Source organism: Flavobacterium sp. Arc2 (genome assembly GCF_041431385.1).
Lineage (GTDB): Bacteria > Bacteroidota > Bacteroidia > Flavobacteriales > Flavobacteriaceae > Flavobacterium.
Window position 1 is genome coordinate 43,952 of record NZ_JASMRH010000024.1, and the last position, 17,257, is coordinate 61,208.

Here is a 17,257-nt window from a genome sequence, read left to right on the forward strand (position 1 = left end):
ATTAAAATAATTAAAAACTAATGCTTCTTCCTAGCAGAGAGATTGAATAAAAACACTAGATTTAGAATACTAATTCAAATATACTTATAAACAAAAAAGCAATACTAATTCTATAGAACTATTATTGCTTTTTTTGTTTCGTGGAAAATAAAATCTCACGAATTTCTACAAAGTATAATTTAAGTTGACACTCCATCTATAATTTGCTTCTATATTCCCGCTTGATAAATTTTGATTGATGGGAAGCATGGCATTAATCCCTACCGAAAATTTGTCTTTTCCTACTTCAAGACCAAACTTACTAAAAAGAATATCTCCTGCAGTATTTAACACCTTTTCTCCATATTGTTTATTGGTCTCATAAACCTCACCCGCTACACCTATTTGAGGAACTAGCTGCACTGTATTTAAATCTACAAGATAAAACAAAGTACTACCGTAATTCAGTTGGTTTCCAAACTGATACTTCTTAGAATTCTCTGTTTTGATATTGTAATTTATCATGCTATTCAGCCCCAAGTTTTTCTTTTTAATCACATACTCGGTAAGAAAAAGGTAGTCCCAACTTCCAGTTCCTAGTTGAAAACTTTGATTTACAGTACCTAAATTATTAGACTCTTCAAACTTACCTGTAGGCATTTTTACACCACCGCCCACTTGTACAGTATGAGTAAAAACAGTGCTATCCTTTTGTGTCTGATAAACAGAATAGGTCGCCATAACGCTGATATCCCCTAAACCACTTATATTTTCAGTTCCTGTAGTCAATTCTCTATTATGAAAATGATACGGAATCAGAGCTGCAATTTGGATTTTTTCAGTTACTGGAATTTTAGTCCAAATTTGAGCCGTATTAAAGTTTTCGTCAACCCAAGGAGAATTTGCAAAAATCCCATCTCGACTGGAGTAACTTTGATTAAAATAGCGAATACCCACAAAATTACTATTCAACATCGAGCTAAAACCCATACTCCCACCGCTGGCAGAACAGCCACAAGCATCACAGTCAAAATCCATTGCTGCATCCAATTGCATTTTCTGAAAAGTGAAGCTGGAAATACTATCTTTTGCAGGAGTCATAGCACTAACTAATTGAATAGATAAAAAAGTAAGCACACTTAATATTATTGTATTTTTCATTGTAATTAAAATTCTGAAAATCGTTTATCAGTAAGATATTGATTGTCGGTTAATGTTTTTAGAAACGCGATTAGTTGTACTTTCTCTGTTTCCGAAAGTGTAATTCCTAGTTTCCCATTTTGTTTTAAAATAGGATCTAAAGTAGCTGAGTCTACAACTCCAGAACTGTAGTGGTTAAGCACTGCCTCGAGTGTTCCAAAACGGCCATCGTGCATGTACGGGCCAGACACCTCCACATTGCGTAAACTAGGTACTTTAAATTTATAATAATCTTGTGCGAGTTCAGTAACTCTGGAACGCCCAACATCATTAATTAATGGGTTAACAGCTAAGCCGTTGTTTCTAAAAGCATCATCGGTCATTAGGTCTGTTGCATGACAAGAAGCACATTTGTTTTTAAAAACCGCATAACCCGCTGTTTCATCACTTGTAAGTGTACCTCCTGATTCATTACGTCTATAATGATCGAATGTTGAATTAGAAGAGGTCAGCATCACCATAAATTGTGAAAGTGCTTTAAGCATGTTCTCTATAGAAACCGTTCCATCAGTAAAAGAGGCTTTAAACAATTCCCGATATGTTTTATCGGCTTTCATCATAGCCAGAATAGCGTTTAAATCGCCATTCATTTCGATTTCGCTCGTTAAAGGAATAATAGGTTGCAGATCTAAATGCGATGCAGCTCCATCGTACATAAAAACACGTTGAAAAGCCATGTTTTGAATAGCAGGTGCGTTCCTAGTTCCTTGAGCATCATTCACACCATGACTCACGGTGTGTCCGTGATGGGTGAAGGCATTTTCCTGCAGGTGACAAAACCCACAAGAAACTAGTCCGTCAGAGGCTAAGCGACCATCATAAAATAGTTTTTTACCCAGTTCGAATCCCTTTTCTGTTGGAGGATTTGTAGTGATATCATAAGCTAAATCCGGAAAGTTAGAAGGCACTGTAAAATCTAATGGAAGATTCACATAATCATCATCCTGATCTGAGCAACTAATAAATACGGGAAGAAGTAGCCAAAGAAAATGTTTTATTTTCATGGTTTTTAATTTATAAAGAAGCACAAAAGTTGTAGAATAGCCCCGGTTGAAGCGGCATCCTTTTTTTATTTTCAAAAAAAGATATAGCGTAAAACGGGACTTAACTTGTTAAAAATAGTACTCTTGTGCTCCTAAAAAATGAAATTAATCGTTGTGAACGTGGTCTACTGTAAACATAGTCGATACATTTTGAGTAATTAAAGGCAAGTTTGAACCTCCCATAATATCTGCAGCTGTTCCATTAGGATTATTGTCAGAAAGCTTAATCACATTTGTACTGTTTAAAATTTTAGACAAATCAGTAATAATGTGAATTTGCGGTGTAATCGTACTTCTCACTAAGGCTTTTGTCTTTAAGTCAAGACTAACTGTTGTGTAGTTATAATCTGTTCCTGTTTGCCCCGTATGTACTTTAAACGGCACTGCAGTGGTTACAGTAGCTGAAGTAAAATTCCCCTCAAAGGCTACAAATTTATATCCTGCTGACCAGCTCCACATCATTCCTGCCGCTTGCGCTTTAGCTAAGAAATCTCCTTGACCATCTGCTCCAGCACTCCATTGGTCTTTATCTACTCCAATACCAAAAGTAACCTTAGTATAGTTGGCCGCTGGCACATTTGTTAAGTCAATTACATGACTATCAGCGTTAGATTCATCTACAATAAAATAGCTTTCACTTTTAGGATACGTAACAGTAGTTCCATCTTCTTTAGTTAAAACTATATTACTAATAATGTATTTTATAGCTGTAATTTTAAGCACTTCATTGCTAGCGGTTGTGTTTGTCTGGGTTTCAAGAATTAGGTCATTTCCGTTGAAAGAGTTATCAAATTCTAATGCTAGTGTTCCTGTTCCTGAAATTGTTTCTTCATCACTAGAACATGCAGTAAAAGTAGCACTCAAAGCTAAAACAGCTAAGGCTTTGTATATTAAATTTTTCATTCCTTTAAGTATAATTTCTTTATATGATTTTTAAATAAGTTGCATCAAAAGACTTCCTCATAGGCTTTCGCCAAAGGGAATCAGACACAAAAAAATGATATTATTAAGAAATTAAAATTGGTGGACGAAAAACAGCATCACTTTCTAAATGCGAGTAGAAGTTAGTATAAGCAGCATTAAATTCTAGTGTAGTTGCTTTTTGAAAAACCAAAAAATTAAAAGAAGCTGCCTCTGTAACAAAAAGATCAACAAATGGATTTGAGGTTTGCTTTTTCTCAGAAGAAGTGGATTTATCATCATCAGATGCTTTTGCCAATTCTTTCATCAAATGACACTTACCATTACATTTTAATTCTGGCTTTGCTTTATTAACACAAAGTACTTGTGAGATATACTCATAATTAACAGCATAGTCTATAACCGGAAGAATTGGTTTTAGAAATAAGAGTAATAAAATTATGACTGCATATTTTTTCACACGGCAAAGATAGAAATCAAATTTGAGTTTAAAGTGATAAAAATCACCTTTTACTAAATTTTTGTTAAGGCTTAAACCTTTGAGATACATTACTGTCTTATCACTATAACATTAAAATAAAAAAAATGAAAAAATTAATTATCGCCGCATTATTGCTTGTTGGAATGACAAGTTTTGCGCAACAAGGAAATAAAACTGACAAAAAACAAGGTAGAGCTGAAATGGAAAAATTCACTCCTGAACAGCGAAATGAGTTGATGTTGAAAAAAATGACATTAGAACTAGATTTGTCATCAAAACAACAAGCTCAAATGAAAAGTATCATTGCTGAAAAAAGTGCTAAAAGTGAGGCAATGATGAAGGCTCATAAAGACAACAAGACAAAACCAACAAGAGACGAGCGTTTTGCTATGAAAACCAAAATGATGGATGAGCAAATTGCGATGAAAGCTAAAATGAAAAGTATTTTATCTGATGAGCAATTTGTAAAATGGGATGCAATGAAAGAAAAGCATGACAAACGAAGAGGACACAGAATGCACAAAAGATCTGGTGATAAAACGGATCGCAAAAAAGAAATGCAGAAATAAAAAAAAACTCTCGGTTTGATACCGAGAGTTTTTTTTTGTTCTAAAAAGTTTTAGAAACTTTATCTATTGCTTGAATTGTAAAATCAAGATCTTCATAAGTTAACGCATCTGTAATAAACCAAGTCTCATACGCTGATGGCGCGATATATATTCCTTCCTGTAATAATCCGTGGAAGAATTTTTTAAACGTTTCATTGTCTCCATTTGCCGCTGATTTAAAATCAACTACAGGAGCAGCGTCAAAATGAACTGAAATCATAGATCCAATTCTATTGATTGTAAATACGACATTGTTTGCTTTTAGTACCTTTTCGATTCCAGCGTGCAAATAAGCTGTTTTCTCTGCTAGTCTTTCAAAAATAGCATTGTCTTCATTTAATGTTTGCAACATCGCTAATCCTGCAGCCATAGCCAGTGGATTCCCTGATAAGGTTCCTGCCTGATAAACTGGCCCAAGTGGTGCTAGATAATTCATTATTTCCTCACGAGCAGCAAAAGCACCTACAGGTAGCCCACCACCAATTACTTTTCCGAAACAGACTATATCTGCATCGACATTAAACAATTCTTGTACCCCACCTCGTGCTAATCGAAATCCGGTCATAACCTCATCAAAGATAAGCAGTATACCATTGTCAGTACAAAGTTGGCGTAAGCCTTCTAAAAAACCTTTGTTTGGTGGAATACAACCCATGTTCCCTGCAACCGGCTCCACTATTATAGCGGCAATTTCGTTTTTATTAGCTTCGATTAAAGTCTTTACATTTTCTAAATCATTGTATTGAGCTAACAAAGTGTCTTTAGCCGTTCCCTCGGTTACCCCAGGACTATTAGGCGAACCAAAAGTTACTGCTCCACTTCCTGCCTGAATCAAAAATGAATCAGAATGACCGTGGTAACAACCAGCAAATTTTATAATTTTATCTCTTTTTGCAAACCCACGAGCCAATCGTACTGCACTCATACAAGCCTCAGTACCTGAATTTACAAATCTAATTTTATCAATATTAGGCACCATTGACACTGCCAAAGCGGCAATTTGTGTTTCTAGTTCTGTGGGCATACCAAAAGAGGTTCCCAACTTAGCTTTCTCGATTACAGCTTGCACCACCGGTTCAAAAGCATGACCTAAAATCATAGGTCCCCAAGAATTAATATAATCAATTAAACGATTTCCATCTTCGTCGTACATATAAGCACCCTTGGCACTTTTAACAAAAATTGGAGTTCCCCCTACTGCTTTAAATGCTCTTACGGGCGAATTTACTCCTCCAGGAATTACCTTTTCTGCTTCAGCAAAAAGCTGACTACTTCTTTTATATAACATGTATATTTGAATGTTTTATTTACGATATGCTATCTTCTATTCTAAACTTCTATTATTTCACTATCAATTTTTGGCCGATAGAGATGGTATTGGCTGACAGATTATTGATTTGCTTTAAATCGTTAACCAATAAATTATATTTTTTTGAGATTGAATACAGGGTATCTCCTTTTTGCACTTCATATAGAGATCTGTTCTGACTGTCAACAGCTGCAATTCTTGTATCTTGTCTTTCAAGCGGAGTATAGTCTTTCCCCATAACAATAGCATCATATTGTCCCAAATTGTAACGCTCGATATATGATATTAATTTGTCTGGGTATTTTGGATCCGTGGCATAACCCGCTCTTCTAAGTCCTCTTGCCCATCCTTTATAATCTTCTTTAGGCAAATTAAATAAGCTGGCATACCTACTTCTACCTGTCAAAAATAAGGCGTGATCATTAAACGACTCTGCAGGTTCGTAATATTTTCTAAAACATTCCTGACTGGAATCATCATCATGTCTAACCGATTCGCCAGTCCAACCCTCATGGCATTTTATTCCAAAATGATTGTTAGCCCTAATACATAGATCGCCTCTTCCAGCGCCAGACTCTAATATTCCTTGAGCTAAAATAATACTTGCCGGAATTCCATAAATCCTCATATTACTCATCGCAATGTCTTTATATTGAGAAATATACTTTCCGATTACATCAGTCCCAACATAGGTTACTGAGGTTGATTCGATTACTTCATTTTCTTCCTCAACTTGTTCTCGTGTTGCCAATTTATTAATTGTTGGCTTGACTGCATTTGTTTTTTTGCCAGAACGAGTTGTCACTTTTTTTGAACTTGAAGGCGTCGCTTTTTTCGTTACTATCACTGGCTTAGTTGCATTACAACTTAGTAAAGTAAACAGCGTTAGTATAAGCAGGATTTTTTTAAACATAGGTATCTATTAATGGTAATTGTTTACTTCTTAATTTTGAATTCATTCCTTCGATTCCTTGAATTCCACCAGTATGAATTAGTAAAATTTTAGATTCAGCCGGAAAATAATTGGCAACTATCATATCTATAACGCCAAAAACCATCTTTCCAGTATAAATAGGATCTAAGGGGATGTCGTTATTTTTTAAAAACTCATTGATAAAGGTAACCAAATCTTGATTCACTTTGCCATATCCACCAAAATGGTAATTCGTAATCAGCTCCCATTTTTCATCTGGAACGTCGGTTACAAAACTACGAATTTCATCTTTTAAAAAATCACCTTTTAAAGCAGGAAATCCTAAAACTTTCTGATGTGGCAAAACACTATTAATAATTCCGGAGATCGTCCCACCAGTTCCTACTGCACAACAGATGAAATTAAACTGTTCATCTTCATTGGTTAGAATTTCTTCGCACCCTTTTATCGCTAAGTCATTAGTACCGCCTTCAGGGATAAGGTAAAAATCACCGTGTTGCTGTTTTAAGTTTTCCAAAAATGGAATTTCGTTTTTTAATCGGTATTCTTCTCTTGATATAAATTCGAATTGCATGCCACAATTTTGAGCAAACTGCAAGGTTGGATTAGTTGCTATTTTATCGCGCAGTTCATCTCCCCGAATAATCCCGATGGTTTTGAATCCATTTTCTTTCCCTGCAAATGCTACTGCAGCGATATGATTAGAATAGGCTCCGCCAAAAGTGAGCAGCGTTTCTTGATTTTCCTCTTTTGCCTGAAGCAAATTATACTTCAGTTTTCTAAACTTATTCCCTGAAACAAATGGATGGATCAAATCTTCACGCTTGATTGTCACCGAAATCGAGTTTGGGAATTCTATAATGAGTTTTTGATTCAAACCAGATAATTTTTCACAAAGGTAAAATTTATAGGCAACAAAAAAATTGATTAACCATACATTGTCTCTTTATAACATATTTTTAAGGCAATATTCATTTTTCAGTCAAATTTTCTTCCCAATTTAGTCTTTCACACCGTTATAAAATCACCACTATTAATGGGTAACTCCTATCGAACCAGATGATTTCATCATAAAGTAAAACACTACATCGTAATTTTGTTTATGTATTTTATGAAACTAAAAAACCTTCTTTTTTTCAGATAGAATATATCCGATTCATTTGCATAGGCTTCACGCTCAAAACTGATATTCCTGTAGGCCAAATCTCTGTTTTTATATTGAACCAACCGAACAAGATACTCCAAGAAGTACCAAATAAAAAAAGGAAATATTAATAGCTCTAACTGCTGGCGCAAGTGTATCTTTTCGTGGTTTATAAATACTTTATTCCCCTTATCTTCGCTATACTTTACCAATACAAACGGAAAAGCGGTCAAACCTCTATAGCCTCTAGGAATTAAATATTTAGCAACAATAAGAAACATTCGCTATAAAAATTATAAATTTGTAATGCTAAAATAGTTCTTTTTAATGAAATACTCAATTGTTTGAGCACCCTACTAAATCGAACCATTAAAAAATCTCTTTACAATAGAATACCCCAAAACATGATTGACAAGAATAACGAAAATAAATTAATCGAAGGCGAAGATTTCTATTATACCCCAGAAGGTTATAAATGCTTTACCGAGAAACACCACTTAAAAAGAGGGTATTGTTGTAAAAGCGGATGCCGTCATTGCCCCTATGGTTATGACAAAAAAACAGGTACAAACAAGAAGTAGTTATCTAGAACTGCAGTTGCTATAAAACGAAATGGATATTTATTCAAAGAAATATAGAATCAAAATTCACAAATCCTACCATCGGTCGGATATTCGTTATCCATAAGCCCCCTCCCCCCTTGGGGAACAAAAAGTGGACATAATTTACCTTAATACTAAATTAATCAACAACATGAATAATCAATCCAATATACCATCCGAATCAATTCCCCCTTCGGGGGGTAGGGGGCTTTTCCAAGAACAAATCCAACAAGGAATTCCCACTATACTACCTCAACCTAAACCGTATGAGGCAGACATCAATCATGCTCCAAAACGAAAAGAAATTCTATCGGCAGAGGAGAAAAAACTAGCACTTCGTAATGCTTTGCGCTATTTTAAAGCAGAACATCATGCCGAATTAATTCAAGAATTCAAGGAAGAATTAGATACTTATGGACGCATCTATATGTACCGCTTTCGTCCAGATTACGAAATGCGCGCGCGTTCTATCAATGAATATCCGGGAAAATGCGAACAGGCGAAAGCCATCATGCTAATGATTCAAAACAATCTGGATTATGCAGTAGCACAACATCCCCATGAGTTAATAACCTATGGTGGAAATGGCGCCGTTTTTCAGAACTGGGCACAATATCTTTTGACGATGCAATACCTGTCTGAAATGACAGAGGAGCAAACGTTGACCATGTATTCTGGGCATCCTATGGGATTATTCCCTTCGCATAAAGAAGCGCCAAGAGTGGTCGTGACAAACGGAATGGTAATTCCTAATTATTCTCAACCGGATGATTGGGAAAAAATGAATGCGCTAGGCGTATCACAATATGGCCAAATGACTGCAGGAAGTTACATGTACATTGGTCCGCAAGGAATTGTACACGGAACAACAATTACTGTTTTGAATGGTTTCCGTAAAATAAAACTCAGCCCTAAAGGCGGTTTATTCGTAACCTCAGGTTTAGGAGGTATGAGTGGTGCCCAACCTAAAGCTGGTAATATTGCCGGATGCATTACCGTTTGCGCCGAGGTAAACCCAAAAATAACACACATTCGTCACAGTCAAGGCTGGATCAACGAAGTGGTAGAAGATATCAATGAATTGGTTAAAAGAGTCGCTTTGGCGAAAGCCAACAAAGAAACAGTATCTATTGGTTATCTTGGAAATGTGGTTGATGTTTGGGAAAAATTTGACGAAGAGCACATCCATATTGATTTGGGAAGCGACCAAACTTCATTACACAATCCTTGGGCTGGTGGCTACTACCCTGTTGACATTTCGTTTGAAAATGCCAATGAAATGATGGCTAACAATCCTGATTTATTCAAAGAAAAAGTACAAGAAACATTACGCAGACATACTGCAGCTATCAATAAACATACTGCCAAAGGAACTTATTTCTTTGATTATGGAAATGCATTCTTACTAGAAGCTTCCCGCGCTGGTGCTGATATTATGGCCGAAAATAATATTGACTTTAGGTATCCAAGTTATGTTCAAGACATCATGGGACCTATGTGTTTTGATTTTGGTTTTGGACCTTTCCGTTGGGTTTGTGCTTCAGGAAAACCAGAAGATTTACAAAAAACAGATGCTATTGCCTGTGCTGTTTTGGAAGAAATGGCAAAAACGGCTCCTATCGAAATTCAGCAGCAAATGCAAGATAATATTCAATGGATCAAAGGAGCACAAGAAAACAAATTGGTCGTGGGCTCACAGGCCAGAATATTATATGCTGATGCAGAAGGCCGCATGAAAATTGCCGAAGCTTTTAATCAGGCTATTGCCAAAGGCGAAATAGGAACTGTCGTTTTAGGTCGGGATCATCATGATGTATCAGGAACAGATTCTCCTTACAGAGAAACATCAAACATTTATGACGGATCAAGATTCACTGCAGATATGGCTATTCAAAACGTGATTGGAGACAGTTTCCGCGGTGCTACCTGGGTTTCTATCCATAACGGCGGCGGCGTAGGTTGGGGCGAAGTAATTAATGGTGGATTCGGGATGGTACTTGATGGATCGAAAGAAGCATCAAAACGCATCGAATCCATGCTTTTCTGGGATGTCAACAACGGAATTTCGAGAAGAAGTTGGGCTCGAAATGAAGGAGCCCTTTTTGCGATAAAGAGAGCTATGGAAAGCCAACCGTTGTTAAAAGTGACTCTGCCCAATATTGTTGCTGATAATTTGTTGGATTTTTAATAAATTGGACGTATCTTTAGTAAACATTTAACAACCAAACATTTAAAACATGAAAGCAATTAAAATCCTTGTGATGCTCTTTCTATTTATATTGGGTTCTTGCAGCTCTATTAAAGTCAATTCTGATTACGACAAATCGGTAGATTTCAGTCAATATAAAACCTATGCATTCCATAAAAGAGGTATTGACAGAGTCGAAATATCTGGATTGGACAAGAAAAGAATTCTTAATGCAATCGATATGGAACTTAGTAAAAAAGGGATGACTAAAAGTGACAACCCCGATATACTGATTAATATCTTTACTAAAGAAAGAGAACGCGTTGACGTAAACCAATACAATGCAGGATGGGGTTACGGATGGGGATACGGATGGAACCCATACCTTTGGGGAGGACGCACCTACGTTTCCACCTATGTTGAAGGAACGTTATACATTGATTTAATTGATGCCAAGAAAAAAGAACTGGTTTGGGAAGGTGAGGGTGTTGGTTACCTAACAGAAAACCGCGAGCGAAAAGAAAGCCAAATTAATGAGTTTGTAGCAAAAATTATGGCTCAGTTTCCACCAAAATAGAAATACCAATAATTTCTTATTCTATATAAATGGCCTACCTTTGCGTAGGCCTTTTTTATACCTAATTATGACACAAAACAAAGACATTACTACACTAGAAGACATTAAATTATTAGTTGACACTTTCTATGGTAAAGTGCAAAAAGATGATTTCATCGGACCTATATTTAACGACAAAATAGGGAATCGTTGGCCAGACCATTTGGAAAAAATGTACCGTTTTTGGCAAACTATCTTACTCGAACAACATACTTATTCTGGTAGTCCATTTCCTCCCCACAAACATTTACCTATTGACAAAGTGCATTTTGACCGCTGGATGGAAATTTTTACTGAAACGGTAGACACATTATTTACCGGTGCAATAGCTGACGAAGCAAAATTACGTGCCAAAAATATGGCTGAGATGTTCAACTACAAAATCAACTATTTTAGAGACGCCGACCAAAAAGGAGATCTTTTAAATTCAAAATAAAGTTTCATGCGCAAATTATTATTCCTCGCTTTTTTACCGCTTGCTTTTATATCCTGCTCTAGCCTAAAACCTACTGAAACAGCAAATGCAAATCCTTCTCTAAAATTCATCAATTCTATTGAAGTTCCATTCAATCAAGAATTTAAAAATACGGTTGTAGGCGGACTTTCCAGTATTGATTATGATGCCAAAAACGATTTGTATTACTTCATAAGCGACGACAGAGCCATTTACAATGATGCTCGTTTTTATACTGCCAAAATTCATTTGGATTCCGATACCATAAACGGTATCGCTTTTAAAAATGTAGTTTCATTAAAAAATGCCGCTGGAGAAAAATACAGCAATTGGGAGACAAAACCATCTGAATCTATTGATCCCGAAGAACTGCGTTACAATCCAAAAACAAAATCAGTAGTCTGGAGTAGTGAAGGTGCACGCGTTATTGCAAAAGACTTTTCGGTACTGCAAAACCCCACGGTGCAAACAGCAGATTTAAACGGAAACTTTGTAAATGAATACCATTTACCGACCAACCTCAACATGCAAAAAGAGGAAAAAGGACCGCGCAGCAATGGCGTTCTTGAAGGGATTGCATTTGATAAAAACTACAGCACACTATACACAAACGTTGAAGAACCTTTGTACGAAGATGATGCAGAAGCGACCACTACAAAAGGCGGTATAATCCGTTTGTTTGCCTTTGATGTGAAATCCAGAAAAAATACCGCACAATACGCCTACCTTTTAGATCCTATTGCACACGAACCGAATCCTGCAAATGGCTTTGCTGTAAACGGAATCTCGACGATTCAGTATTATGCTAAAAACCAACTTTTCGTTGTTGAGCGTTCGTACTCTGTAGGGAGACAGGCTTGCGCCATAAAAGTATATTTATGTGATTTTACCAATGCCACAAATGTAAAAGACATTGCTTCGTTGCAAGGACAAGAATTTACACCAGCAACAAAAAAACTGATTCTGGATATGGATGATTTGGGTATTTTTATTGATAATATCGAAGGAGTAACTTTTGGTCCAAAACTAGCCAATGGAAAACAATCCTTGCTATTTGTATCTGATAATAATTTCTCTGACAAACAGAAAACGCAAGTACTACTTTTTGAAGTGGACTAAAATATCGTTTTTTTACAACATCAAAATCCGTAACAGCAGTGTTGCGGTTTTTTTTTGGTTGACATCGATTTTCTAGTTTTCTAAACCAAACTACAGTCATTTCTTTTTGATACAATTGAAGTTCGGACTTACTCAGAAGTAGGGATTTCAGCACCATCAGCTATTGATTCGCTAATGGACCCAATGTGCTCTATATACTCTGATTTGGTCAAGGATTTACCGTCAATTGTTTGTATAACAATTGGGTTCAAATCTAAAATTGCTTCAATCTCCGCTAATAGATTTTCATCCTGAACATCAAGTAGTTTTTTGATTATCTGATTTTTATACGCTTCAATATTCATAGCCGTTATATTTAATAGAATAAAGATACGATTTTTTTGAATTAATAATTAGATACTAAAAGAGGTTTTTACTTTGCTGTTGACAAGTCAAAAGTTAAGAGTAATTATATACAGAAAGGATCTAGGTTTAGATATAGTAATCAACTTTTCAAAATAGCATGAGAAATAATTTCATTAAAAAAGACGGTGTTTACGGTTTCCCGTAAAATCTCTGAATAAAAAGAAGTTACTTTTGAAAAGCAGATTTAAAAGTAAAATTGAAAGATTTTTATAAAAAACACCTTAACAAGTATTTTGAATAGAAAATAGGCCAATCTATATAAGCCGGATATTTATTTAGTAATTTTCGTATGTTTGTAAAAACAGTATAACTAACAATATTAACCTATGGATCAGGACAATTCAGCCGATAAAGTATTAGAAGGTGTTAAATCATTTATCAGTAAAATGCCATCTGTTCCAAATGGAACTTATGTAATTCAAAACTCAACTATTGAAGGATACGGAACAGGTCAAGCAGCATTTGATAAATTAAAAGACGAATTCAATGAGTTAGACTTATCTAAAGCGATTAAAAGTTCCGACTTAGACAAAAAAATTAAAACTCAAGAAGAACAATTAAGTGAAATAGAAAAAAAATATGCTACATTAACTTCAGTATTTGGGAAAAACGGAGAGGCGAATCAAGGCTCATTAGCACATACTTTATTAGTTTCTTTAGAAAAAGAAATTAGTAATTCAATTTCAAAAAGAGATGAATTATTACAAGATGTAATAACTGCAGATATAGATTCTAAAGTAAAAATTGCTGAACTTCAGATTAAAATAAAGGAAGCTTCAAAATCTTCAAACGATGAAATAAGAGCAGCAAAAGTTAATGCTACTTCAAAAGTTAGAATAATTGAGCAATTCAGTGATTTCTTGGCAGAGACTAACTCCAACATGAAACTGTATTTTTGGGTTATCTTATTTTTGGTTTCAGGAGCAGTTGTTACTATTGCTCTTAGTGTACCTGATTTATTACAGTGTTTTAAAAGCTATGATACTTTTATCACATCACTTGGTGCAACAGCTACTTCTTGGCAAATTTTAAATTTCGCATTTGGATTATTAATTGTAAAATTACCTTGGGCACTATGTTTAAGCGCTGTTTTTACTGGGATGTATAGCTTGTTAAAAGGATTACTTAACACTTATGAAAAAATCAACCAAGACAAACGAAATATGTCAGCAATTTATGCTGTGTCTGGGAACATCGCAGAAGCTCTTAATGAATACGGATTATCAATTGCAGAAGCCGATGTTGAAGATGAAGAAACTGGAGAGCTGTATACAATTATTAGAGCTCCTTATAAAAAAATAAAGCAAAAGAGAGAAAGTTTAAAATGGAATCAAATAATTAACTATTTTGAAAGAATGCAACATCATAAAAATGACGTAGAAGTTCCAGAAGATCCATCTAAACTTAAATTAGTCACTGGTTTACTTAATAAAGTAATTGAAAAAATTCCTAAAGCATAATTAATAATCGCACTAGCGCTCGTTTTTAACGAGTGCCTATTTTAATTTATTTACGGGAAAAGCCGAAAACCGTTTCAGAGTAGGTGAAAAATTAAAAAAAAAAAAAATGATTTCAAGCTTTCAAACAAAAGAAAATTTAATAGATGCATTCAACGCAAATGAAAAAAAAATATCTTCATCTGATAAAAGAAGATATTTTTGCTTTAGCATAATGTTCTTTTTTACTATGGCTTTCGCAAGTTGTAATTTATCTCCGTCTGATTTAAAAGGGACTGAATGGATAAGTGATGATGGGAAAATAAAACTTGAGTTTAAAACTGAAACTATTGTAATTCGTGATAACAATATTGGCGGTGAATACAAAATTGAAGGTAATGTAGTTACAATAGGAAATGCTTTTGTTAAAATACCTTTAACTTATGAAAACGAAACGCTTACTGGTACTCTTATTCAAGGTCAAACAAATGTTTTGACCAAACAAAGTAATTGAAAAATTGGATTATAAACAAGCCCTGCTGCACGAATCCTTTCGTGTGGTACGTATCTAATAAAAGATAAAATTTATATAAATTCACAATAAATCTATATGTGATTGCTTTGTGGAATATTTTAGTGTGATTGCTTTAGCCGCGGCGAACAGTTCGTTCTTCGCAATGACAAGCTAAATAAAAATCATCTTGAATCACCAAATTTCAAATTACACCACAACTCCCCTAGCCCCGATTGCAATGGAAAGCTTTTTGTAAAAGCCGTTTTGGTTTTTCTTGTTGCCGCAGAGCGACCAAAGGAAGCTCCTGCGGGAACTTTAGAAAAACAAACGGCGCTGCAAAAACTTGCAATGAAAAGCGGGAAATGGCTCCCAGAATTCGTACTTTTGTATCTTAACTACAACGTTTTCGACATGAATGCAACTATTGAAACTAATCCGTTATTAGACCGATTGCCTAAACACTTGAAGCAATTTATTAAGCCTCAAGATTATAGCGATTACACGCCTATCAATCAGGCCGTGTGGCGTTATGTGATGCGCAAAAATGTGGATTACCTATCAAAAGTGGCACACAAGTCCTATTTAGATGGCTTGAAGAAAACGGGAATTGAAGTAGACAACATCCCAAGTATGTACGGTATGAACCGTATTCTTACGGATATTGGTTGGGCTGCCGTGGCGGTGGACGGATTTATTCCGCCCAACGCTTTTATGGAGTTTCAGGCGTATAACGTACTGGTAATCGCATCAGATATTCGTCAACTGGAACACATTGAATACACGCCCGCTCCAGACATTATTCATGAAGGTGCTGGTCATGCTCCTATTATTGCCAACCCAGAATATGCGGAATATTTACGCCGTTTTGGAGAAATAGGCTGCAAAGCGATTTCTTCGGATAAAGATTACCAAATGTATGAAGCAATTAGACTGTTATCTATAGTCAAAGAAGCAGAAGACACGCCACAAGCAACTATTGACGCTGCGGAAAAAGCAGTGGAAGACTTGCAAAATAATATGGGCAAATTATCTGAGATGGCACAAATCAGAAATTTACACTGGTGGACTGTTGAATATGGCTTGATAGGAACTGTTGAAAACCCAAAAATATACGGTGCCGGATTGTTATCCTCCATAGGTGAAAGTGCTTATTGCATGACGGATAAGGTGACGAAAATCCCTTATGACATATCAGCCGCAAACCAGAGTTTTGACATTACGAAGCTGCAACCTCAGCTTTATGTAACGCCAACTTTTGCCTATCTAAATTTAGTTTTGGAAGAGTTTGCTAATAAAATGGCGTTACGAACAGGCGGTTTGTCTGGAATAGAAAAACTGATTGACTCGACCGCTTTAGGAACTATTGAATTGAGTACCGGCTTGCAAATTTCAGGTGTTTTCACCAAAGTGATTGCACACGAAGGCAAACCTATTTACATACAAACCGAAGGAAAAACAGCATTGGCTTCTCGTGAAAAAGAATTAGTTGGCCATGGCACATTAGCGCACGCAGAAGGTTTTGGTAGCCCGATAGGAAAACTAAAAGGCATCAACCTTGCCATTGAAGATATGAGTCCGAAAGACTTAACTGCTTATAACATAACGGAAGGAAACACTGTAAAACTGGAGTTTGAAGGTAACATTACCGTTGAAGGGGAAATCGTTACGGGTTCCCGAAACCTACAGGGAGAAATTATCCTTATCCGCATGAACAATTGTACAGTATACCACGGCGAAACGATTTTGTTTCAACCAGAATGGGGCGTATATGATATGGCAGTGGGTAAAAAATTAGTTTCGGCTTTTTCTGGCCCTGCTGATGTGAATAGTTTTGACTTGATTACACATATGCCTTCTAGCACTACCATTAAAGCAAAGCATTCTGCTGAACGTGATGACTTAGAGGTTCTCTATCAAACGGTAAGAATCATTAGAGAATCGAAAGACATATATGCTTCCTTAGCTCCTATTTTCCATAAGCTAAAAGAGAATCATCCTAAAGACTGGTTACTTGCTGTTGAAATTGCGGAACTTCTAAAAGACAGAAACGAAACCCAACAACTAGATGAAGTCCTGAGTTACCTCGAAGAATTAAAACAAAAAAGACCAGAAGTAGCACATTTAATTAGCGGAGGTCTCGATTTGATTCTGAAGAAAGAAAACGCGTAAACTTTGTAGCCACTGATTAAAAGTGATTATTATAAAAAAAATAGCCGCAGATTCACTGATTTATTTGGATTGAAAGTATAAAAAAATTAATCGCTAATTCGTGAATATATGGTTGTTTATTTTGAGAAGGAAAAC

General features: G+C 35.7%; 18 protein-coding genes. 9 read left to right on the forward strand and 9 right to left on the reverse strand.

What is annotated here, in order from left to right; genetic code table 11:
• Positions 1-165: 165 nt before the first annotated feature.
• The 4 genes from QO182_RS15605 to QO182_RS15620 form a co-directional block, all read right to left on the reverse strand.
• Positions 166-1,140 carry a transporter gene (locus QO182_RS15605; protein WP_371562643.1) on the reverse strand — a complete coding sequence of 325 codons (975 nt, stop codon included), beginning with the start codon at positions 1,138-1,140 and terminating at the stop codon, positions 166-168.
• A gap of 5 nt (positions 1,141-1,145) precedes the next feature.
• Positions 1,146-2,183, reverse strand: coding sequence for a cytochrome-c peroxidase (locus QO182_RS15610; RefSeq protein ID WP_371562646.1), 1,038 nt, complete (start codon positions 2,181-2,183; stop codon positions 1,146-1,148).
• A gap of 144 nt (positions 2,184-2,327) precedes the next feature.
• Positions 2,328-3,125, reverse strand: a complete 798-nt coding sequence (locus QO182_RS15615) for an MbnP family protein (protein ID WP_371539601.1) — start codon at positions 3,123-3,125, stop codon at positions 2,328-2,330.
• A gap of 103 nt (positions 3,126-3,228) precedes the next feature.
• On the reverse strand, positions 3,229-3,603 hold the full coding sequence (locus QO182_RS15620; RefSeq protein ID WP_371539598.1) for a hypothetical protein: 375 nt from the start codon (positions 3,601-3,603) through the stop codon (positions 3,229-3,231).
• 125 nt (positions 3,604-3,728) lie between these two features.
• On the opposite strand from QO182_RS15620, the gene QO182_RS15625 reads away from it, so the two are divergent.
• Positions 3,729-4,193, forward strand: coding sequence for a hypothetical protein (locus tag QO182_RS15625; RefSeq protein WP_371539595.1), 465 nt, complete (start codon positions 3,729-3,731; stop codon positions 4,191-4,193).
• A 40-nt stretch (positions 4,194-4,233) separates the two neighbouring features.
• On the opposite strand, the gene hemL is transcribed toward QO182_RS15625, so the two are convergent.
• The 4 genes from hemL to QO182_RS15645 form a co-directional block, all read right to left on the reverse strand.
• A complete protein-coding gene (hemL, locus tag QO182_RS15630) occupies positions 4,234-5,520 on the reverse strand; it encodes a glutamate-1-semialdehyde 2,1-aminomutase (protein ID WP_371539593.1) in 1,287 nt (428 codons plus the stop codon).
• Positions 5,521-5,572: 52 nt separating this feature from the next.
• Positions 5,573-6,454 carry a glucosaminidase domain-containing protein gene (locus QO182_RS15635; RefSeq protein ID WP_371539592.1) on the reverse strand — a complete coding sequence of 294 codons (882 nt, stop codon included), beginning with the start codon at positions 6,452-6,454 and terminating at the stop codon, positions 5,573-5,575.
• Positions 6,447-7,352 carry a 1-aminocyclopropane-1-carboxylate deaminase/D-cysteine desulfhydrase gene (locus QO182_RS15640; RefSeq protein WP_371539590.1) on the reverse strand — a complete coding sequence of 302 codons (906 nt, stop codon included), beginning with the start codon at positions 7,350-7,352 and terminating at the stop codon, positions 6,447-6,449. The genes QO182_RS15635 and QO182_RS15640 overlap by 8 nt, the downstream gene beginning before the upstream one ends.
• Before the next feature lie 206 nt (positions 7,353-7,558).
• Positions 7,559-7,900, reverse strand: a complete 342-nt coding sequence (locus tag QO182_RS15645; protein WP_371539588.1) for a hypothetical protein — start codon at positions 7,898-7,900, stop codon at positions 7,559-7,561.
• A 123-nt stretch (positions 7,901-8,023) separates the two neighbouring features.
• Here QO182_RS15645 and QO182_RS15650 point away from each other — a divergent pair, with 123 nt between their 5' ends.
• The 5 genes from QO182_RS15650 to QO182_RS15670 all read left to right on the forward strand — a co-directional run bounded on the left by QO182_RS15650 (position 8,024) and on the right by QO182_RS15670 (position 12,598).
• The gene (locus QO182_RS15650; RefSeq protein ID WP_371539586.1) at positions 8,024-8,200 is read left to right on the forward strand and encodes a DUF5522 domain-containing protein; all 177 of its coding nucleotides are present in this window, start codon (positions 8,024-8,026) and stop codon (positions 8,198-8,200) included.
• Positions 8,201-8,372: 172 nt separating this feature from the next.
• Positions 8,373-10,409 (forward strand): urocanate hydratase, encoded by a 2,037-nt coding sequence (locus QO182_RS15655; protein ID WP_371562665.1) that lies wholly within the window; start codon positions 8,373-8,375, stop codon positions 10,407-10,409.
• 49 nt (positions 10,410-10,458) lie between these two features.
• Entirely contained in the window at positions 10,459-10,986 is a 528-nt protein-coding gene (locus tag QO182_RS15660; protein ID WP_371539583.1) for a DUF4136 domain-containing protein, read from the forward strand.
• 67 nt (positions 10,987-11,053) lie between these two features.
• Entirely contained in the window at positions 11,054-11,461 is a 408-nt protein-coding gene (locus QO182_RS15665) for a group III truncated hemoglobin (RefSeq protein ID WP_371539580.1), read from the forward strand.
• 6 nt (positions 11,462-11,467) lie between these two features.
• A complete protein-coding gene (locus QO182_RS15670; protein WP_371562648.1) occupies positions 11,468-12,598 on the forward strand; it encodes an esterase-like activity of phytase family protein in 1,131 nt (376 codons plus the stop codon).
• A gap of 128 nt (positions 12,599-12,726) precedes the next feature.
• On the opposite strand, the gene QO182_RS15675 is transcribed toward QO182_RS15670, so the two are convergent.
• Positions 12,727-12,942, reverse strand: a complete 216-nt coding sequence (locus QO182_RS15675) for a hypothetical protein (protein ID WP_371562650.1) — start codon at positions 12,940-12,942, stop codon at positions 12,727-12,729.
• A gap of 387 nt (positions 12,943-13,329) precedes the next feature.
• Here QO182_RS15675 and QO182_RS15680 point away from each other — a divergent pair, with 387 nt between their 5' ends.
• The 3 genes from QO182_RS15680 (at position 13,330) to QO182_RS15690 (ending at position 17,122) form a co-directional block, all read left to right on the forward strand.
• Positions 13,330-14,463, forward strand: a complete 1,134-nt coding sequence (locus tag QO182_RS15680; RefSeq protein ID WP_371562652.1) for a hypothetical protein — start codon at positions 13,330-13,332, stop codon at positions 14,461-14,463.
• A gap of 106 nt (positions 14,464-14,569) precedes the next feature.
• Positions 14,570-14,953 carry a hypothetical protein gene (locus QO182_RS15685; protein WP_371562655.1) on the forward strand — a complete coding sequence of 128 codons (384 nt, stop codon included), beginning with the start codon at positions 14,570-14,572 and terminating at the stop codon, positions 14,951-14,953.
• A 411-nt stretch (positions 14,954-15,364) separates the two neighbouring features.
• Positions 15,365-17,122 (forward strand): aromatic amino acid hydroxylase, encoded by a 1,758-nt coding sequence (locus QO182_RS15690; RefSeq protein ID WP_371562667.1) that lies wholly within the window; start codon positions 15,365-15,367, stop codon positions 17,120-17,122.
• The last annotated feature ends 135 nt before the right edge of the window (positions 17,123-17,257 follow it).